The 17,659-nt window shown below is 66.2% G+C and carries 21 protein-coding genes, 1 tRNA gene and 2 pseudogenes; 9 read left to right on the top strand and 15 right to left on the bottom strand.

The annotated features are described in order from the left end of the window. Nucleotide 1: 1 nt before the first annotated feature. On the bottom strand, nt 2-463 hold the full coding sequence (locus J2S55_RS18780) for a PspC domain-containing protein (RefSeq protein ID WP_306862475.1): 462 nt from the start codon (nt 461-463) through the stop codon (nt 2-4). A 121-nt stretch (nt 464-584) separates the two neighbouring features. On the opposite strand from J2S55_RS18780, the gene J2S55_RS18775 reads away from it, so the two are divergent. Next, on the top strand, nt 585-1,742 hold the full coding sequence (locus J2S55_RS18775) for an acyl-CoA dehydrogenase family protein (protein ID WP_306862471.1): 1,158 nt from the start codon (nt 585-587) through the stop codon (nt 1,740-1,742). 64 nt (nt 1,743-1,806) lie between these two features. Here the strand turns inward: J2S55_RS18775 and J2S55_RS18770 are convergent, their stop codons facing one another. After that, complete coding sequence (locus tag J2S55_RS18770; RefSeq protein ID WP_306862469.1) at nt 1,807-2,430, bottom strand: 3'-5' exonuclease; 624 nt, start codon at nt 2,428-2,430, stop codon at nt 1,807-1,809. A 118-nt stretch (nt 2,431-2,548) separates the two neighbouring features. On the opposite strand from J2S55_RS18770, the gene J2S55_RS18765 reads away from it, so the two are divergent. Then, nucleotides 2,549-2,624 (top strand) — tRNA-Lys (locus J2S55_RS18765). 255 nt (nt 2,625-2,879) lie between these two features. Here the strand turns inward: J2S55_RS18765 and J2S55_RS18760 are convergent. The 3 genes and pseudogenes from J2S55_RS18760 to J2S55_RS18750 form a co-directional block, all read right to left on the bottom strand. Next, nucleotides 2,880-3,092: pseudogene (locus J2S55_RS18760) on the bottom strand (tyrosine-type recombinase/integrase); the annotation flags it as partial. 32 nt (nt 3,093-3,124) lie between these two features. After that, complete coding sequence (locus J2S55_RS18755; protein ID WP_306862467.1) at nt 3,125-3,976, bottom strand: tetratricopeptide repeat protein; 852 nt, start codon at nt 3,974-3,976, stop codon at nt 3,125-3,127. Nucleotides 3,977-4,022: 46 nt separating this feature from the next. After that, nucleotides 4,023-4,484, bottom strand: a complete 462-nt coding sequence (locus J2S55_RS18750) for a hypothetical protein (protein WP_306862465.1) — start codon at nt 4,482-4,484, stop codon at nt 4,023-4,025. Between the two features lie 194 nt (nt 4,485-4,678). On the opposite strand from J2S55_RS18750, the gene J2S55_RS18745 reads away from it, so the two are divergent. Next, nucleotides 4,679-4,831, top strand: coding sequence for a hypothetical protein (locus J2S55_RS18745; protein WP_306862462.1), 153 nt, complete (start codon nt 4,679-4,681; stop codon nt 4,829-4,831). Between the two features lie 747 nt (nt 4,832-5,578). Here the strand turns inward: J2S55_RS18745 and J2S55_RS18740 are convergent. Next, nucleotides 5,579-5,797, bottom strand: a complete 219-nt coding sequence (locus J2S55_RS18740; RefSeq protein WP_306862460.1) for a hypothetical protein — start codon at nt 5,795-5,797, stop codon at nt 5,579-5,581. 255 nt (nt 5,798-6,052) lie between these two features. On the opposite strand from J2S55_RS18740, the gene J2S55_RS18735 reads away from it, so the two are divergent. Further along, nucleotides 6,053-6,370 (top strand): hypothetical protein, encoded by a 318-nt coding sequence (locus tag J2S55_RS18735; protein WP_306862458.1) that lies wholly within the window; start codon nt 6,053-6,055, stop codon nt 6,368-6,370. Nucleotides 6,371-6,418: 48 nt separating this feature from the next. Here the strand turns inward: J2S55_RS18735 and J2S55_RS18730 are convergent, their stop codons facing one another. Continuing rightward, nucleotides 6,419-7,084: a tyrosine-type recombinase/integrase gene (locus tag J2S55_RS18730; RefSeq protein ID WP_306862456.1), complete on the bottom strand. Its 666-nt coding sequence runs from the start codon at nt 7,082-7,084 to the stop codon at nt 6,419-6,421. Between the two features lie 102 nt (nt 7,085-7,186). After that, nucleotides 7,187-7,639 carry a hypothetical protein gene (locus tag J2S55_RS18725; protein ID WP_306862454.1) on the bottom strand — a complete coding sequence of 151 codons (453 nt, stop codon included), beginning with the start codon at nt 7,637-7,639 and terminating at the stop codon, nt 7,187-7,189. 347 nt (nt 7,640-7,986) lie between these two features. Here J2S55_RS18725 and J2S55_RS18720 point away from each other — a divergent pair, with 347 nt between their 5' ends. Beyond that, entirely contained in the window at nt 7,987-8,343 is a 357-nt protein-coding gene (locus tag J2S55_RS18720) for a hypothetical protein (RefSeq protein ID WP_306862452.1), read from the top strand. 458 nt (nt 8,344-8,801) lie between these two features. After that, a complete protein-coding gene (locus tag J2S55_RS18715) occupies nt 8,802-9,044 on the top strand; it encodes a hypothetical protein (RefSeq protein WP_306862449.1) in 243 nt (80 codons plus the stop codon). Nucleotides 9,045-9,196: 152 nt separating this feature from the next. On the opposite strand, the gene J2S55_RS18710 is transcribed toward J2S55_RS18715, so the two are convergent. Continuing rightward, the gene (locus tag J2S55_RS18710; RefSeq protein ID WP_306862447.1) at nt 9,197-9,490 is read right to left on the bottom strand and encodes a hypothetical protein; all 294 of its coding nucleotides are present in this window, start codon (nt 9,488-9,490) and stop codon (nt 9,197-9,199) included. Nucleotides 9,491-9,568: 78 nt separating this feature from the next. After that, complete coding sequence (locus J2S55_RS18705) at nt 9,569-10,282, bottom strand: LysR family transcriptional regulator substrate-binding protein (RefSeq protein ID WP_306862443.1); 714 nt, start codon at nt 10,280-10,282, stop codon at nt 9,569-9,571. Nucleotides 10,283-10,336: 54 nt separating this feature from the next. Between J2S55_RS18705 and J2S55_RS18700 the strand changes: the two genes are divergently transcribed. Beyond that, nucleotides 10,337-10,702 carry a DUF5997 family protein gene (locus tag J2S55_RS18700; RefSeq protein WP_306862440.1) on the top strand — a complete coding sequence of 122 codons (366 nt, stop codon included), beginning with the start codon at nt 10,337-10,339 and terminating at the stop codon, nt 10,700-10,702. Nucleotides 10,703-10,864: 162 nt separating this feature from the next. Here the strand turns inward: J2S55_RS18700 and J2S55_RS18695 are convergent, their stop codons facing one another. Continuing rightward, nucleotides 10,865-11,050, bottom strand: a complete 186-nt coding sequence (locus J2S55_RS18695) for a hypothetical protein (protein WP_306862437.1) — start codon at nt 11,048-11,050, stop codon at nt 10,865-10,867. A gap of 475 nt (nt 11,051-11,525) precedes the next feature. Here J2S55_RS18695 and J2S55_RS18690 point away from each other — a divergent pair, with 475 nt between their 5' ends. Next, nucleotides 11,526-12,074: a Pycsar system effector family protein gene (locus J2S55_RS18690; RefSeq protein ID WP_306862434.1), complete on the top strand. Its 549-nt coding sequence runs from the start codon at nt 11,526-11,528 to the stop codon at nt 12,072-12,074. A gap of 102 nt (nt 12,075-12,176) precedes the next feature. Here the strand turns inward: J2S55_RS18690 and J2S55_RS18685 are convergent, their stop codons facing one another. Both J2S55_RS18685 and J2S55_RS18680 read right to left on the bottom strand, forming a co-directional pair. Further along, nucleotides 12,177-12,569, bottom strand: coding sequence for a hypothetical protein (locus J2S55_RS18685; protein WP_306862431.1), 393 nt, complete (start codon nt 12,567-12,569; stop codon nt 12,177-12,179). Between the two features lie 96 nt (nt 12,570-12,665). Then, nucleotides 12,666-13,214, bottom strand: coding sequence for a hypothetical protein (locus J2S55_RS18680; protein WP_306862428.1), 549 nt, complete (start codon nt 13,212-13,214; stop codon nt 12,666-12,668). A gap of 1,041 nt (nt 13,215-14,255) precedes the next feature. On the opposite strand from J2S55_RS18680, the pseudogene J2S55_RS18675 reads away from it, so the two are divergent. Further along, nucleotides 14,256-15,374 (top strand): annotated as a pseudogene (locus tag J2S55_RS18675) (PLL family lectin); the annotation flags it as partial. Between the two features lie 64 nt (nt 15,375-15,438). Here the strand turns inward: J2S55_RS18675 and J2S55_RS18670 are convergent. Together J2S55_RS18670 and J2S55_RS18665 are read right to left on the bottom strand one after the other, a co-directional pair. Further along, nucleotides 15,439-16,221 carry a hypothetical protein gene (locus J2S55_RS18670; RefSeq protein ID WP_306862423.1) on the bottom strand — a complete coding sequence of 261 codons (783 nt, stop codon included), beginning with the start codon at nt 16,219-16,221 and terminating at the stop codon, nt 15,439-15,441. A 280-nt stretch (nt 16,222-16,501) separates the two neighbouring features. Next, nucleotides 16,502-17,248: an SAM-dependent methyltransferase gene (locus J2S55_RS18665; RefSeq protein ID WP_306862421.1), complete on the bottom strand. Its 747-nt coding sequence runs from the start codon at nt 17,246-17,248 to the stop codon at nt 16,502-16,504. Nucleotides 17,249-17,659 lie beyond the last annotated feature (411 nt).

The raw sequence follows: 17,659 nt of genomic DNA, 5'->3' as shown, positions 1-17,659 counted from the left end.
CTCACGCCTGGGGCTTGGACTCGTTGTCGTGCTGAGGCACCGGATTGTGCGGGGCAGCCGGGGCCGGGTCCTGATGCGTCGGGTAGTGCGGCGCCGGGTCCTGGTAGGTCGGGTAGTGCGGGGCCTGGTCCTGGTGGGTCGCCTTGGCCCACTTCTGCTCGGCCTTGGCCCAGTTCTGCTCGGTCTTGGACTTCACGTCCTGCCAGACCGGGTTGTCCTTGTTCTTGTCGACCAGGTCCTGGATGATCGACCTGTCCTTGCCCTCATCGGGCAGGAGCAGCCAGCCGATCGCGTAGATCCCCACGCCGAGGCCGCCGAAGAAGGTGGCGATGGCGAGGGCCACCCGGATGATGTTGGGGTCGATCCCGATGTACCGACCGAGACCGGAGGCCACCCCCGCGACGATGCGGCCGTCCCTGGTCCTGCGGAGCTGCTTGACGCCCGAGAAGTCGTTTTCGTTCATGTCTTCAGACTGCCCGAGAAGGAGCCCCCATCACATCGGGATTCCCCCTGGCACGACCCTGACATCCCTGCCCAGAGCGCCGGCAATACCCTGACAGGGGCCGACGAGAGAGGAACATCCCATGGACGACCTTCTGCGCATCGACGACGGGCTCTCCGAGGAGCAGCGGCTCATCCGCGACACAGTGAAGGGGTTCGTGGCCGACAGGGTCCTCCCCCACGTGGGCGACTGGTTCGAGGAGGCCGTCTTCCCCGCCCGCGAGCTCGGCCCGGTGCTCGGCTCGCTCGGCGTGCTCGGCATGCACCTCGACGGGTACGGCTGCGCGGGCCTGGACGCCGTCTCCTACGGCGTCGCCTGCCGGGAGCTGGAGGCCGGGGACTCCGGACTCCGGTCGTTCGTCTCCGTCCAGGGCTCGCTGGCCATGTTCCCGATCTGGAAGTACGGCTCTGCGGAGCAGAAAGAGCAGTGGCTGCCCCGGATGGCCGCGGGCGAGGCGATCGGCTGCTTCGGCCTGACCGAGCCCGACCACGGCTCCGACCCGGCGAACATGCGCACCCACGCCAAGCAGGACGCCTCCGGCGACTGGATCCTCAACGGCGCCAAGATGTGGATCACCAACGGCTCCATCGCCGACGTCGCCGTGGTCTGGGCCCAGACCGAGGACGGCATCCGCGGCTTCGTGGTCCCCACCGACACGCCGGGCTTCTCCGCGCCGGAGATCCACAAGAAGATGTCCCTGCGGGCCTCGGTGACCTCCTCTCTCTACTTCGACGACGTCCGCCTCCCGGCGTCAGCCGTACTCCCCGGGGTCCGCGGCCTGAAGGGGCCGCTGTCGTGCCTGTCGGAGGCCCGTTTCGGCATCCTGTGGGGTGTGGTGGGCGCGGCCCGCGCCTGCCTGGAGTCGGCCGTCGACTACTCGAAGACCCGCGTCCAGTTCGGCAGGCCCATCGGCGGCTTCCAGTTGACCCAGGAGAAGCTCGCCTGGATGTATGTGGGCCTGGGCCAGGCCCAGCTCACCGCCCTCCATCTGGGCCGTCTGAAGGACGCCGGGGCCCTGACCCCCCAGCAGGTCAGCTTCGGCAAGCTCGCCAACGTCCGCGCCGCCATCGACATCGCCCGCCGCTCGCGCTCGATCCTCGGCGGCAACGGCATCACGCTGGAGTATCCGGTGATCCGGCACATGACCAACCTGGAGAGCGTCCTGACCTACGAAGGCACCGAGGAGGTCCACATCCTCACCCTGGGCAGGGCGCTCACAGGGCTGGACGCCTTCCACTGAGCCCGGGCCGGACCTCGCCCTCCCCGCGGCCCGCCCTCCCCGCGGGGCCTCGTCCGGCGTCCCGCTACCGCTGCCGGGCCCGCTTCTGGGGCAGGCCGCTGGGGCGCCACTGCGGGGCCTGGGCGGCCCTGTCCAGCTCGCTCTGCCAGGAGAGGCCCCGGCGCAGGTAGAAGCGGAGCAGCTCGGCGGTGGCGTGGGCATCGGCCAGCGCGGCGTGGGCGTTCGAGAACGTGATGCCCGCGCGCTCGCAGCAGGCGCCGAGGGTCCACTTCCCCGCCGGGATGAAGTCAGGGGCGAGCCGCTGCGTGCACATGGTCTCGGTCATCCAGTGGCTGCCGGGGAGGACGCTGAGGAAACGCAGGTCGAAGGAGAGGTTGTGAGCCACCAGGACCCGCCCGGCGACCCGCCGCCACACCTCGTCCAGCACCTCCTCGATCACCGGCGCGCCGTCGACCATCGCGTTGGTGATGCCGTGGACGTGCACGGCTCCGGTGCCGCGGCCGGGGTCGATCAGCGAGTGCCACTCGTCGACCGTCGCGCCGTCGGGGGCGAGGGAGACAAGCGCGATCTCGCAGATCCGGTCACCCTTGGCGGGAGAGAAACCGGTGGTCTCCACATCGACCACGACGTAACCTTGCTCTGCCGACAAGCGCGGACCGCGGGCGGGATCAAGCTTCGAGCTCGTCATAGATGCCACTGTATGAGAGCCGACTCCCCGGTTCTGGCTGCTATCGAGTAAACAGTGATCGCCTGCGGGCCTGGCGACGGGCGTTAGTGGACACTATCCTCGGTACGCTGTCTCCAGCGGGGCGTTAGCTCAATGGTTAGAGCTGCGGACTTTTAATCCGTAGGTTCTGGGTTCGAGTCCCAGGCGCCCTACCACTCGCAAGCAGGAATTTAGGCCCTGACCTGGGCCTTCGTTCCTGTCGATCTTCACTGGCACATGCAGCTGGATGCAGTCGAATGCAGCTGTCCGCCAGTGGTCCCGGAATATACACGGAATGGGACCACCGGCGTTTCCCCAGGTCAGCACGGGAGTTCCGGAAGCCCGCGGAACGATTCCGAGGGTGCGGGAGCCGACACGACGAAGGACCCCGGGGGTTGCCCAGGGTCCTGGCTGTCCAGCTGTCAGGGATCTCAGGTCGTGAGCGCTTCCAAGATCCGCTTGTTCGCCGCCTCGTGCTGCCCGTCGATGCACTTGGCGTAGACCTTGAGCAGCACGTCCACCCCGTGCCCCGCCCGCTCCGCCACTTCCGGCGCGTGGACTCCGGCGTTGAGCCAGAGGGAGACCGCCGCGTGCCGCAGGTCGTACGGCCTGCGCGCCAACGGTGAGGCGACCTGGTCGGGGGTGGACGATCCGGGACCTCGTTCCTCAGCCCGGCTTACCGTTCATCCCGAGCAGCCGTCAGATTGTTCCGCACGGTCACAGTGAGCGGGTGCTCCTCACCGAGGACACGGATGCGGTCGATGAGGTTCTGCTCGTGCAGAGGGAAAGCGCGGGCCAGGTCCCCAGCCGAGCGGTAGGCACTGGCGAGGTTGTTGCGGCTGGACAGGGTGTCAGGGTGATCTGCGCCCAGGACACGGATGTAGTCGATGAGGTTCTGCTCGTGCAGAGGGATGGCGCGGGCCAGGTCTCCGGCCGCTGCCAGATAGCGTCCCGCCAGGTCTTGCAAGGACAGCGCTCGGACCGCAATCTCCACGATGGATCCGAGTTCCTGAGCGGTGACGTGCTGGTGCAAAGCGGCGGCCTGCTCGATGAACGCCTCACGGTCGCCCCGATCCCACACCACCCGCTCCAACGATGGACCACACGCTCGCACCCATTCGGCTACCGTGCTCAGCGCCTCATCCAGCTGTCCCTTTTTGCGCGCCGCGTCACGGACCACCGTCTGAATGAAACGGTGCATGCTCACCGAGGAGCCGTCCACGCTCACCACGATCAGCGACGCATCCGCCAGCACCCCGATCGCCGCATCCACCCTCACCGCCCTATCCCCACTCACCTCCCCATCCAAGACGGGGTGGGCGGTGATGCGATGCAGCCACGAGCGCGGGACTCCGGCCGGCGACAGCACCGCCAATACCTCCAGCAGCCCCCGCTCCACCCGCACCCGCGTTCCCGAGCCGAGCTGCGCCAGCGACAGAAGCACCGCCTGAGCGGCCCCATGCGGATACCTCTCACCCGGGACGGTCGGCAGCATCCGCTCCAGTGAGACCGAACGCAGCCGCCGCACATAGGTGTGCGTAGTCCAGATGCTGGCTGCGGATCACCCAGGCCGCCTACGCCAACGCCAACGGCAACCGCTCCACCTCACCGGCCAGTAGCAACGCCCCTTGCTCATCTATCCGGCCGGAACGTTCCTGCAAGAACGCCACCGCCTCATCCACGGTGAACACCTCCACCGGCACCGCCGCCCCCAGCGCCTGGACCTGCCTCCGGTTGCTGGAGATCACCACCTGCACGCTTCCCAGCGCCGGCAACAAACCGGCCGCCAGTTCGGTGCCGGTCAGGTTGTCCAGCACCAGCAGGCACGGCCCGCTCTGGCGAGACAGCCAGTCCTTGAGCCGCCGCGCCCCCTGCCCGGCATCCTCCCCGACCATCGCGATCCCCACCGCCGCGGCCACGGCGTCCAACCCGGCCAGCAACTGGTCATCGGTCTCGGCATTGACCCACGCCACCAGCGGCCACCCCTCCTCGGCCCGCCGCCGTGCATAGGCCGCCGCGATCTGAGTCTTGCCCACCCCCCGCGCCCCGGTCAATGCGCACACCACCGCCCGCCTCCTCCAACTCCCGCATCAACCCTTCCCGCGGCTGAAAGGCCGTCGGCCGACGCGGAATATCCCCCACCACCGAGGAGGCAGCAGGATCCCGCTCCTGGTCCTGCTCGGAAGCGGCGACAGGGCCTGACAGCGACAGCGCACCGGAGGGAGACACCGTGATCTCCACCCGGACCGGAGCAGCAGGCGTCTCCACCGACGTCGCAGCCGCCTCGACCAGAGCCGTGCCCCCTTCTTGGGAGGAGACCCTGCGTGTCACCCATAACCCCACCCCGACACAGGTCATCGCTGCGGCGAACCAGCCGACCTGAGCCCACCACGGGCCTTCCACCTGGTTGGTGGCCACCCCGCCGGCCACCGTCGCCACCACACCCGCCCCCGTCAGGCTCCAGCGTCTGCCCCGGCTCACCGTCATATCTCCAGCTAACCGTGACCGGCCCGCGAGCATCGACATGAAGAGGACACGGCAACCAAACCGCGATCAACTCACTTAGATTTACCGAGCGAAGGGGGTCCGTTCCGGAAGCCGTGCCCGTCGCGTGCCCGATGGGGCGGGAAATGAGAGGAAATAACGGGGAATCGCGGGGAACTCGATCAGTGCCGTGAGCTGCGTTTTCGCAGGCTGGATAAGATCGGCATACGTCTTTGCAAGCAAGATGTCAGTCGCACACTACTGTGTCACGATCGCCAGTAAGTGGCTGATGGCGTGCGATGGTTGGGGGCGATCGACGGTCCGGGGGGCATTCCTCACCCCCGGCTCACTGAGCACCAGGGGCAACGAAGGCGCAGACGTTCCCATGCCCCGCGCGTGCCCGTCAGAAAGGTGATCAAGGGGGATTCACAGGGAACCATGGTCACTCGCCCCGCTCCCCCGCAGGTCAGCGTCTCACCAGCTCAGCGACCAGGCGCGATGGAGATTTCCCAAGCTGACAGCGCAGGATCGATTCCCATTGCCCATTCAAAGAGAGAAGGCCCAGGTCAGGAATGATTTCCCGGGCCTGAGCCTTCACCGACTTCTGACGTAGTCCTCTGGAACAGGAATGCCTTCGGATGTTTGTTCAGTTGGGTCGGCGTCCTCTGGTGCGATAGTGCTCGGCACGCTCCGCCGCCATACGTTCCCGTCGCTCCTGATCCAGGATCTCGCGAGGACCCGGAACTCGCCGCTTCTCATGTCTGATCGCCAGGCGGATCGCCCAGTAAAGGAAGAAGAACAACAGCACCGCCGGAACGCCCCATATAACCAGCAAGAGCAGAATCTCGGTGAGCCCGATCGCCATCTGATCCTCCACCTAGGGGGAACCAGCATGCCTGATCTTGCAGGTCACGTCCATCGGTGATTTCGCCCAGATGACTGCCCGCGGTCAGCTTTCACGTGCCGTCGACGCCGCTCCACGCTCATCGTCCCCAGACGTCGAGCTTGATCACATGCCAGAACAGGCGGGGAAGCACGGTCGCCCAGGAGAACCCGCAGCCAACCACCTCGCTCTGACCTACACCTCTGTTTTCACAGCTCAGCACCGCAACATCAGCAGATGACCCCCACGCTGACAACACGGGGTCCGTGGCGAAAGAACAAGCGGATGGCCTGTGACATAGACGACCCCACCGGGCTCGTCGGCGAGGAGCCGAACATCGTCACGCTCGTGATGGACTACGTCGAGTTCCACATCAATTGTCCAAAACTCACAGCACTTACGGACCCCCACATACAGATCGGCCCCCAAACTTGGATCTTCCCCGAGCCGGGATCACGATTGGACGAAGACAATCTTCATGGCCCCAAGGCTGCGCATTTCTTTCCCATGGAAAGGGGCGGGGGTCACTACCTGAAGAGAATGATGATCCGGTAGCCGCTGGGGTTTCACTTCGGGTTGCAGTACAGGGACGTTCAGAGCCGTTCAGGATGGACCACGCATGGACTCCGACCTGCATTGAACTGTCCGGAACAGCCGGCCATCCTTGGCGACGCCGTACCTGTCGATGTGATCGCGCAGGATGGCCACCAGTTCCGGGGAGATCGGCACCCGTCGTGTCGCCTTCTCACCGCGGTGCTTGAGCCCTCGTTCGTCGTTGGACTCCCCCGAGTCGGTGTAGCGCTTGTTGCTCTCCGGCCGGGTCTTCTCCAGGGTGAGCGCGCCCCACCCGGCCTCGGGAAGATCACAGTTCGCCTTGCGCAGCCCGGCCGCTTCAGCCGGGCGGAGACCGGCGAAGTACATGCAGGCGAACATGGCCGCCATCATCTGGCCACGGGTACGGCCCGCGTAGGTCACCGCGATGAGCAACTGACGAGCCTGCTCGGGGTTGACCACCGACCGGTGATCGATCTCACCACTGGACTTGACCTTGCGGAACTTCACCTTGTGGATCGGATTTGCCGGAAGCTCTCCCAGCTCCACGGCGTACTCCAGAGCGTGATGGAACACTGCTCGCTTGCGCCGGTAGGTCGAGGCCGCCGCCTTGCCGTCCAGACGCCGGGAGATGGCCTCAAGGCGGTGGTGCAGCGCGCCGCCGCACGGCCCAGCGTTGCGGTCCCCGGCCGTGCATGCGGCCTGAGGGCTGGTCACGGCCGGGGGCCGCACTCGGGCCGTTCGCCGCATGCCGGCCTCACCGCATCCAACCGTTAGCTCGCCGCACGTGGGCCGCAGCGCCGCCAAAAGGTCGCTCTGCTACCGCTTCCTGCCTACCTTGACAGAGGTCCACACGGCCATTCCCGCCAGCATCAGCATGCCAAGCGCCATGGTGGTGTATCCCGCCCAGCCGATCGAGCTGACCGAGTACGGATCTCCCCCATCCGTTGAGCTAAAAGTCATGAAGATCGACGCGAGCCCCATCATCGCGCACGTCACCATGCCCCCGGACAGGACCCCATACCTTACTGGCCTCCTGGCTGCTTCCCCTGATGACGGCATACCACGCTTCTGCTCCAGGCCCGCCCTGAACAAGCTCCACGCAGCAGTTCCCAAGGCCGCAGCCACGCCGAGAGCCGCCATAGCAATGAACACCCAGTCGAGCGGTTCGCGCACGTTGTAGATCCCAGTTATCCACTTGAGAACCTTGACCACCAATGCCAGCGCCATCACCGCCAGCGTTAACTTGACCAGCTTAGGCACTTGGGACATGCGGCAATTATGTCGCCTGCCTGATCCCATTCCAAGAGATGCCTCCGGCGGGGGCCTCAGCTCCAGGATGATCGCCAACCGCAAAAATTGGTTTCGTGGTGGCTGAGGTAGGGCCTGATCGTCCCGTCGGGGAGGAGCGTGTGCGTCCACACGGGGTTCTCAGACCATGCCCGCTACGTGCCCGTCAGGAGGGTCACCAAGAGGGAGTCGCGGGGACTCACGGGCAAGGCGAGACCGCTCCTGACCCGGAACACAGCAGGTCATGGGGTCGCGTACCGAGATCTTCCAAACTGGCGGACAACGACCGTATGACGGTTGGCCCGGCCACGTCCTTCTAGACTGCGGAAATGATCGAGTTGGGTTCGCGAGAGCGTACGCAGCCGCCGCCCCCTCACATCGTGTGGGAGAGTCTGGCCAACCCTCGGCGGTCTGGTGGACGGCAGTGGCTGGACCTGCACCCCGATGAGGTCGAGCCGCGCATCCTCCGGGCGGTGGAGCCGGAACTCGTGGTCTGGTCGTCACTGTGGCCGGAAAGGCCCGATGATGAGATCCGATTCGACATCCGCCCCGCTGAGAACGGATGCTCACTGCGCTGGACGTTGTTGACGCCTGGGGCAGTTCCGGAACAGGCCATGGTCGACGAGCTACGTCACCGGCTCAACTTCCTGATCAATGCACGGCTCCGGTTCTCCTTCGGGCAGTAAAGGCTCTCAGTGGGCGCGTACTGCAACAAAGGCACGCGACGGCTCACGTCCACACACGTCCAGCACTGGTCAGGGCCGAGTTCTGAGCCCCTGATAACGGCCGGGACGGTCCTGATAAGGAAGATGTCTCTCCCGAGCGCCGTGTCCGTCGCGTGCCCGAGGGGGCGGGGAACGAAGGGGAACAGCGGGGAGTCACGGGGAACGCGATCGGTGCGCTGAGCTGCGTCTCACAGGTCGAGCATGGTCGGCATGCGTCTTTGCAAGCAGCAAGCAGGATGTCAGGGGTTCGAGCCGTCACACAGCACGTGCTGTACTTCAGCGGTTCACCGGTCACCGGCGCCCTGCTGACCCCGTGGGTCGCTACTCCTGTTCGGTTCCGACCACGAACCTGCTTACCGGCTGCCATGCGCCCCTGCCGGTTACCAGACAGAATCGGGTTAAACGACGGAAGGTGCCGAATGGGCCGCCTGCGGGAAGCAGCTAAAGGGATCGCCTTCACGATGATCCTAGGATTGATCGGGTTCGGTGTGATCTTCGGAATATCCGCGCTGTTCGACCTGCCGTGGCTGGCGAACGTGCTGGACGGCCAGCCCATAAAGCTCATCGGCTTGCTCTTCCTACTGGTCCTGCTGGGACTCGTGGCCTTCGTCGGGTGGTTGGCGCGGAAGATCAGGGAAAGGCAACGCCAGCCGGCTGAGTGACATCCGCACATGTGAGTACCGGAGGACGCGGCGACCGAAGGTCGGGTGAAGACCCTGCACGGGGTTGCAGTTCACCGCCGTACCCGACCAACGCGCCGATCTCAGCGACGCGCCGCCTGCCGTACTCGCTGCACTTCCCCGAGCTGATGGCTTCAGCTTGCCGGACGGGGTAGCTCCGGGTAGTGCAAGACCTCCGCGTACATGATCCGCCCATCGACGACGTCGAGGATCAGATCACCTCTCGGTGGAAGCAGCGGCACGCATCTGTGCCCGGGGCCGTACGCTCCGTCCGGCCGCTCGGCCGTACAGAAGCTCCGGCAGAAGTCATCACCGCATCCGCACTCCTCGTAGAACCGGATGTCCCAGGCGAGACGGCGAGATCCTCCTCCCCCTTCTTCTCTCAGACACGCGACTTCTTCTCTCAGACACGCGACCTTCTCAGACACGCGACGAGATCCGCTACCGCCGCATCAGGTCGATCCGCAGGTCAAGCGCCCTACGACGACTTTGAAGCGGTGCACGGTTCAGCGGGGACGGTGGCCTTTCCTGCCCCGGCCGGTCTGCGCGCCCCGGCGACCCGACCCGTCCGGAGCGGGACTCCGCGGCTGCTTCCGCGCCTTCCCCTGGGCAGGCGCGGGGGTACGGCCCCGCGAGCTGTTCACCGTACGCCCACGGACGATGCCGATGAAGTCCTCCACCAGCTCAGTCGTCGCCTCCGCGGGCCAGGCCAGCGCGATCTGCGACTGCGGCGTCTCCACAACCGGTCGGTAGGTCAGATCTTTGCGGTGATGCAGGCGCGCCAGCGACTGCGGGACCAGCAGCAGCCCGGCCCCCGCCGCCACCAGCTCGATCGCCTCCGCCGTCGTGTCCGGACGCGTGAAAGCCGGCTGCCCGGGCAGGGCCGTCCACTCAAGGGTGTCGTCCATCGGACGGAGCACCTCCTCGTCGGCGAGATCGGCAACAGTCACCTCGTCGGCGGCGGCCACCATGTGATCCTTCGGCACCATGACCACGGTGGTCTCGACATAGAGAGGAATCACGCTGAGCCCTTCGCGGTCCACGGGCAGCCGCACGAACCCGGCGTCGGCGCCGCCGTCGTGCAGGAGCTTCACCACCTCGGCGGCGGCAACGGGGACCAGGATGAGTGGCACGTCGGGCACACGCTCGGCCCAGACGTTGACCCATTTGGCGGGCGTCACCCCGGGCACGTAAGCCAGCCGGAACTCCTTGTCAGTCACCTCCTCACGGTACCGGTGTCAGGGAAAGCGGCTTCGCGCCATACCCTTGACACCATGACCAAGCTCAAGACCACTCAGACGATGAAGCCCGCGACCGCGGCCAAGAAGCTGGGTGTGCTCCTCTCGGCCACTCCCGCCGAGTTCCAGGAGGGAGTCGTCTCCAGGGATGAGCTGAACGCGCTGCAGGCCGATCCGCCGGCATGGCTGGCCGATCTGCGGCGTAACGGGCCGCACCCCAAGCAGGTCGTCGCCGTGAAGCTGGGCATCTCCAACTCGGGCCTGGCCCGGGGCGGCATCACCGGGCCGCTCACCACCGCCGAGATCGACGCCATCAAGGCGGAGGACCCCGAGTGGCTGAAGCGCGAGCGGTCGGTTCAGGCCGAGGTGCGCAAGGAGGCGCAGCGCCTCAAGCAGCGCTAGTCAGCCGATGGAAGTGGCGATCTGGTCCGGTTCGGTCCGCCGCCATTCGGGCCGGCCGCTGAGTCCTTCCATCGCGGCCCGGCGCATGAGCAGCTCTACCGCGCCGTGGCTGACCGGGACGTGCCGGCCCAGGCGTAGCTCGGCATCGCGGGTGCCGAAAATTCATCCGTCCAGGTCAAGCAGCATGCCGGTACTCCCCGAGGACGCTGCCCAGACGATCACGTCGGCGGACGCCGAGCCGAGCAACCTGAGCTCGGTCGGCGCCCGAGCCGGGTCGCGGTCGGAGCGGTGCGGCCTGCCGAAGAGTCCGGTGTGGTCGGTGTCCGTTGTGGAACGTCTCGGATTCACGCAGGGCATGCAGAAGGTGGCGCCGGTTCCGGATAGATAGCCGGTTCCGGATAGATAAGGGGACGGCCCAGCGGTCCGCGCCGGCAGGTCTGGATCCAACGCTCCGTGATCGCGTTCATCTGCGGGATCCGGATACCGGCCGTGACCGCTCGGATCCCGGCGTCGATCAGCACTTCATCGAAGGCCGCACCCGACCGACCCGCCGCCCCCGGGGCCGCACCGCCACCCATTCGGACCTTGTGGTCAGCCGATTGATGCGGAACACCCCGGCAGGCGGCGTCATGAGGGACGGGGGACACTGAGAGCGTGGGCCGTCGTAACGGGACGCGGGTGTTCCGCCTGCGCGCCTCCGCCGCCGGGTCGAAGGTGATCCGACTCGTGCCGCCCGCGCCTGGAGCGTCGGAATCCTCACGTGTCCACCGGCGACCGGCCGACCGCACTGGTCCACGACGCCAGCGGAAAAGGATCGCCCACCATGAACCACCGTCCGGCCACACCCGGTCCCCGCTCAGGAGACGGCAGCGGCGCGCGGCACGCGTCCATGTCCCCGTCCCTCAGGGACCGGCTCGACGCCGCCACCGCCGCGGCCCGCGCCGAGCTGATCAGCGCCAGCGAGAAGAGGGCCGGCCTTCCACTGTCGTGGGCGGGCGTTGCCTACGGTGTGACGGTCACCCTCATCCTCACCGGTCCGGCCCGCTTCCCGGGAGTCGGGCGCTTCGGCGTCATCCTGGCGCTGATCCTGCTGTCGGCGGCGGTCCTGCTGATCCTGATCACCATCCGCCCGCCGTCCCCCGGCCAGGGCGGACAGCGGCTCCTCGCCTACGCCGAGGAGCCCACGCCCCAGGCCCTGATCGAACGGATGAACGCCGAGACAGCGGACTACGAGCTGTTCCTGGCCACCGACGCCCTGCGGATCGCCCGGATCGCGCGCACCAAGCACCGCAATCTGCGCTGGTCCGTCGTCCTGATCGTCACCGGCATCACCGTCATGACGATCATGGTCTTCCTGGAGCGCCTGATCTGACAGTGAGGATGCAGGTAACCGTGCCGTGGTCCGGATCGCCGTGCCTGGGGCTCAGCCGCTTACACGCCATCAGCGTCCGGTGCAGGCGTGGTGGCGAGTGCGTCATGTGGCCTTCCGTCTGCCACCTCGAGACTGGGTCGTGCGGGTCGGCGACGCTGCCCGCTTGTCGGACTGGCCACCTTTGGTGGTGGTGGTGTGCTGCTCCAGAGCCTTCATGATCTCCGGGGCGAGGGCGTCGGCCAGCGCGGGCGCCAGAGCATCGGCCAGCGCGTCGGCCAGCACCCGGGCGACCAGGAGCCGTTCGATCATCGATGCGCCCGTCGCCGCTCGTGGGGAGGCGAGAGCCGTTTCGATCAAAGTCGTGATGGGGTCCCCGCTACGGGCGCGGGTCTTCGTCGACGAGCTCGCCTCGCTGAGGATGTCACGGATGAGGTCATCGATCAGCGCGTCCACCTGCTCATGTTCGGTGGTTTTGTCATGTTCCTCTGACACCATGGATTGCTCCTTTGCCGTTGATGGGAGCCGTCCCTCGGCTGTCGATCGTGGGACAGTCGAGGGACGGCGTAGGTGCTTGGACCGGGCTGTCTGGTGTCAGCGACCCGCGAGCATGGCGAGCAGGAGCGGGTGCTCGATGAGGTTCTCCCCGCTCTCTTCGCGGCGGCGCATGAGCATGGCCAGCAGCAGCGGGTGCTCGAACATCCCGCCCCCGCGCTGCCTGCGGCGGCGGGTGAGCGCGGCGAGCAGCAGTGGGTGCTCGATGAGGTTCTCCCCACCTTCCTCCCGGCGACGCATGAGCATGGCGAGCAGCAGCGGGTGCTCGATGAGGTTTTCTCCGCTCTCTTCGCGGCGGCGCATGAGCATGGCCAGCAGCAGCGGATGCTCGATGAGGTTCTCCCCACTTTCCTCCCGGCGACGCGCGAGCATGGCCAGCAGCAGCGGATGCTCGATGAGGTTCTCCCCACCTTCCTCCCGGCGACGCGCGAGCATGGCCAGCAGCAGCGGATGCTCGATGAGGTTCTCCCCACCTTCCTCCCGGCGGCGCATGAGCATGGCCAGCAGGAGCGGGTGCTCGATGAGGTTCTCCCCGCCCTCACGCTCGGACGTCTCGGTGGATGCGGAGCGCTCGGTGGTCGTCGTCATATCATTTCCCTTTCAGGATCGGTGGTTTGCGCACCATTTTCGTGAGAGACGAGTGCCCCGTACCCGTGCCCAACAGGATCTACTCTGCGCAGCAGAATCCACCAAATCCCTATCGAGCTAGCGCTTTAACGTATCTGCCACTTCCAGCCGCACCTGCGCAGCAAAAACAAATTCTGAACAAAAATATCTTGGACTTGTTTTGGCAGGTATCACGGAGCCGTGGAAGGGACTCATCGTGGACCTCCGGTCGACGGGGCGCGAAGATGCGTGATGATCCGTACGGGCGAGCAGCGGCGGGTTCGACTCACCAGACATCCATGTGAACTGCCATGAAAGCGCTGCCCGCACGATCGTCCGCCTGTGGCCGGCCGTCGTAGGCGGCTGGGGGCGATCGAGCGACCAGGCTCGCCACCGCGACAAAGCAACAGGTCAATACCTTAATCAAGCCTCAGGTCCGTGCCGGAGAAGACGGGGAACCACGGTCACTCACGGGGAATCACGGGGAATCGACCCGCCCCGACCTGCTCCCTTTGTTTTCCCAGCCAAGGCGGCAAGGCCGGAAGATGATCCCCGAACTGACAGCACGGGTCCGATTCCCGGAGAACAGGCGAATGACCCGTGATCCAGTCGAATCCGCTGGACGGAGACAGTCGCTTTCCCGGCCCGGAGGCCGCACACTTCTTTCTTCTCTGCGAAGACGGGGCTACTCGAATTGAAGAGATGAGGGTCCGGTAGCGCCGGCCGTCATGTCAGCCCGACCCATTGGGTCCAGGGTTGCACTCCGGGTTGCGACACAGGGGCGTTCAGCAGTTCCGGAAGCTCGCGGGACGGTTCCGAGGGTGCGGGAGCCGACACGGCGAAGGACCCCGGGGGTCACCCGGGCCCCGGCTGTCCAGCTGTCAGGGATCTCACGTCGTGAGCACTCCCAAGATCCGCCTGTCCGCCGCCTCGCGCTGCCCACCGACACACTTGGCGTAGACCTTAAGCAGCACGTCCACCCCGCGCCCGGCCGCTCATCGCCCTTCCTCAGCCAGGTCGCGAGTCAGGGCGCGACCTTGCCCAGGCTCACGAAATACGCTGTGGTTGACTGTTTGCTATCAATCAGTCACTCTACGTGAGGATACGTCGCTCATGGATCTCACCATCGCCGGCATCCGCGTCGCGCGTAACGCCGATGGACGCCTGGAGGCGTTCGCCCGAGGCGCCGACAGCACCGTGCAGCACATCTGGCAGACCACCCTCAACGGCGACTGGGGTGAGTGGAAGAGCCTCGGCGGCACGTTCGGCAGCGCTCCGACCGTCTTCCGTAATGCCGGCGCATGCCTGGAGGTGTTCGCCCCGGACACCGACGGCCACGTTCAGACCAAGGGGCAGAAGACCCCCAACGGCGACTGGGAGGACCATTGGAAGGATCTCGGCGGCCAGTCCCTGGGCGGCGAGATCGCGGTGTTCCAGAACGCCGAGGGGCGGCTGGCCGTGTTCATGCGCGGAGTCGACAGCACCCTGCAACACACCTGGCAGACCATGCCGGACGACGGCTGGAGCGGGTGGAAGGACCTTGGCGGCGAACTCCGCAGCGACCCGGCGGTGTTCCAGAACGTGGACGGCCGGCTGGCCGTGTTCGCACGAGGCGACGACGACACCTTGCAGTGCATCTCTCAGACCACCCGCTACGGAGCCTGGGGCGACTGGAAAAACCTCGGCGGCAGCATGGTGGGCACTCCGGCAGTGTTCCTCAGGGCCGACGGGAAGCTGGAGGTGTTCGTGCACCGCTCCGACGACACCTCCGGCGACACCCTGTGGCACATCGGACAGACCACTGACGACGGCGGCTGGGGCGATTGGCAGTGCCTCGAGGGCGTGAACATCGCCGGCACCCCGGCGGTCTCCCAGGACATGCACCACCGCCTCGTCGTCCTCGCCCGTGGCACCGACTCCGCCGCCTGGCAGATCTCCCAGACCGCCGACGGCACCTGGGGCCCGTGGAGCAGCCTCGGCGGCGAGCTGGCCAGCGACCCGGCTCTGGCCCTCACCTTCGACGGCCGCCTGGAGGCCTTCCACGTCGGCTACGACTCCGCCCTGTGGCACAAGTGGCAGGACGCGGACGGAGCCTGGTCGCCCGACTGGGTGTCGCTGGGCGGCAACCTGATCGGCTTCTGAACCCAGGTGTGCGTGCCCGCGCCGCCGCCGGCGCGGGCACGCACACCCATCGTCGACGGCGCCGTCACGCCTCCGTGTAGGCCAGGATCCTCTGGCGATCCTCCTCGGAGAGCGGCTCCAGCAGGTCGGCGTTCTCGTGCGGGAAGTCCTTCAGGAGCGTTTCGAAGTCCTGGATCGCCACGGTGATGTCGATGAACTGCAGACCCCTGCTCACCTCGACGCCGGCCGGGATCGGGACCGTCATGCTCTTCGTCCCCCCGTTCTGATCGCCGGGGAGGCCGATGTTGGTCAACCTGGCAACGGTGTCACCGGCTCCGTTGATGTTGAGCAGGACGATCCCCAGCAGGGCCAGACCGCCGAGGATGGTGACCAGGATCGTCCTGTCCGACGCGTTCACCTTCACTGTGATGTAGGGACCGAGAGAGAATTCCACACCCGCGGGAACGTTGGCCGCCTGCGCCTGGACGGTGGCATGCGGGCTCATGCGCGCGCCCGAGGGGGACGGGACCTCCAAGGGGGTGATGACGAAATGGTCCTGTTCCCCCTGGGCGTACACGTTGAACGCCGATGTTATGGGATATTTCGTGTATGGATTGATCACATAAGTGTTGGGCGGCGGCAACTCGCCCCGGCCGGATGGGAAGGAGATTCCCAGCTGGGTCTCCCCTTGGTTCCCCACCCAGCATTGTCCGGTTTTATCCAAGAAGAAGACCGCCTGGCCGATCGCGGGGTTCACGCCGGAACCCGTCGGACCGAAATGAATGAGTCCACTGTCGTTGCCCTGAAGCATTCCCGCGATCTTTCCGATCGTCGTACCCACAGAGAGCGCGGTCTTCACCCAGTCCATGACGAACCCCTTTGGCATGTGATTTTTTCGGCTACGGCATGACAGCGATTCCATTTACTCACGAATGTCATGCCTCATATGTGACCGAAGGTTTCCCTCCTGAGTCTCCGTAACCTTCGGCACCATATGAGCTGAAAATATCAGCGCCTTCCGCGTTTCACGGATGGCCCGCCCGGCTCGCTCTTCCTGGTTTTGGTAAGATTTCCCCATCTATGCCCGGAGTCGCCATAGCAGGCCCCGGCTAATCCGAATGTCACCGGGCTCAGTGCCGGGGCGGTTGTCAGCGGTTGATCAGGGCGAAGACCCCCCAGCCCACGTATTCGCGTTCGTAACGCGCGTAGTGGGCGGGAGCTTCCGAGAGTTCGGCCCGCAGGTCGGCGGCGAGTCCGTCGTCGGGGTTGCGGTCGAGCCAGCGGCGGATGTTGAGCCACTGTGCCGCCCTGTAGCGGTCCCAGCTGTCCTGGTCGGCGAGCACCATTTCGACGACGTCGTAACCCAGTGCTCCGAACTGCTGGATGAGCCCTGGGAGCAGCCGGAGGTCGTCTTTGCTACGGGCGCGGCAGGCTTCGACGGTGTGCTGGTCGGGGGGGTCCTGACGCCAGTACGGCTCACCGATCAACATCATGCCGCCCGGCCGGAGGCTGCGGTTCAGCAGCTCGACCGTGCCGGCCAGGCCTCCGCCGATCCAGGTCGCGCCGATGCACGCCGCGAGCTCGACGGGTTCTTGCGCGACGTAGCCTGATGCGTTGCCGTGGATGAAGTTCACCCGGCCGGCGACGCCCAGCTCGACCGCGCGGGCACGCGCGTTCCCGGTGAACACCGTGCTGATGTCCACCCCGGTCCCGGTGATCTGATGGGCCTGAGCCCAGGTGCACAGCATCTCGCCCGATCCGCTCGCGAGGTCGAGCACGCGCGTTCCGGGCTCCAGGCGCAGCGCCCGCCCCAGAGTGGCCAGCTTCTCGCTGGTGAACGGGTTGTGGATGCGGTGACTGCTCTCGCGGATGGTGAAACTACGAGAAAGGTCCACTGACGGGATTCCTTACGTCCGTTGAGGTCATGGCGTTCACGGATGACGGCCGGTCGCAGCGGGCCGCCGGTGCCTGGAACCTCATGAGATGCACCCCGATCAGGACGTGGAAATCTTGAGCCCTGTGAAGATAGGACGCCACAGGTCATCACGTCTATCGGTTATGCGCGCGCCGAGCGCGATGATCACTGCCTGCCTGGCGGCCGCCCTCCTGCGGCCGGTCTCCCGTACGGGGCCGGGGCGGTCGACGGCCACTCCGGGCCGAACGGCCACGCCGTACCCCTCCCGCAAGGGGTCCGCGAGGTGCCGAGAGGGTTCCCGCTGGTGAGAGAGTTATTTGTTAAGAAACTTGACAGTGATGCCGTTGGTCCCGACCATGTAACCACGCGGATCCGTGCACTCATCCAGTAG

Origin of the sequence: Streptosporangium brasiliense (assembly GCF_030811595.1) — a bacterium.
Classification (GTDB): Bacteria; Actinomycetota; Actinomycetes; order Streptosporangiales; family Streptosporangiaceae; genus Streptosporangium; species Streptosporangium brasiliense.
Note: the sequence above shows the minus strand (reverse complement) of the source record. Positions and strands in the feature narration are given on the sequence as shown.

Bases quoted from the DNA above. Each gene is read 5' to 3' on its own strand.
- J2S55_RS18780 (WP_306862475.1), bottom strand. From the start codon at position 463: ATGAACGAAAACGACTTCTCGGGCGTCAAGCAGCTCCGCAGGACCAGG.
- J2S55_RS18775 (WP_306862471.1), top strand. From the start codon at position 585: ATGGACGACCTTCTGCGCATCGACGACGGGCTCTCCGAGGAGCAGCGG.
- J2S55_RS18770 (WP_306862469.1), bottom strand. From the start codon at position 2,430: ATGACGAGCTCGAAGCTTGATCCCGCCCGCGGTCCGCGCTTGTCGGCA.
- J2S55_RS18740 (WP_306862460.1), bottom strand. From the start codon at position 5,797: ATGGCGATCGGGCTCACCGAGATTCTGCTCTTGCTGGTTATATGGGGC.
- J2S55_RS18735 (WP_306862458.1), top strand. From the start codon at position 6,053: ATGACCCCCACGCTGACAACACGGGGTCCGTGGCGAAAGAACAAGCGG.
- J2S55_RS18725 (WP_306862454.1), bottom strand. From the start codon at position 7,639: ATGTCCCAAGTGCCTAAGCTGGTCAAGTTAACGCTGGCGGTGATGGCG.
- J2S55_RS18720 (WP_306862452.1), top strand. From the start codon at position 7,987: ATGATCGAGTTGGGTTCGCGAGAGCGTACGCAGCCGCCGCCCCCTCAC.
- J2S55_RS18715 (WP_306862449.1), top strand. From the start codon at position 8,802: ATGGGCCGCCTGCGGGAAGCAGCTAAAGGGATCGCCTTCACGATGATC.
- J2S55_RS18700 (WP_306862440.1), top strand. From the start codon at position 10,337: ATGACCAAGCTCAAGACCACTCAGACGATGAAGCCCGCGACCGCGGCC.
- J2S55_RS18690 (WP_306862434.1), top strand. From the start codon at position 11,526: ATGAACCACCGTCCGGCCACACCCGGTCCCCGCTCAGGAGACGGCAGC.
- J2S55_RS18685 (WP_306862431.1), bottom strand. From the start codon at position 12,569: ATGGTGTCAGAGGAACATGACAAAACCACCGAACATGAGCAGGTGGAC.
- J2S55_RS18680 (WP_306862428.1), bottom strand. From the start codon at position 13,214: ATGACGACGACCACCGAGCGCTCCGCATCCACCGAGACGTCCGAGCGT.
- J2S55_RS18670 (WP_306862423.1), bottom strand. From the start codon at position 16,221: ATGGACTGGGTGAAGACCGCGCTCTCTGTGGGTACGACGATCGGAAAG.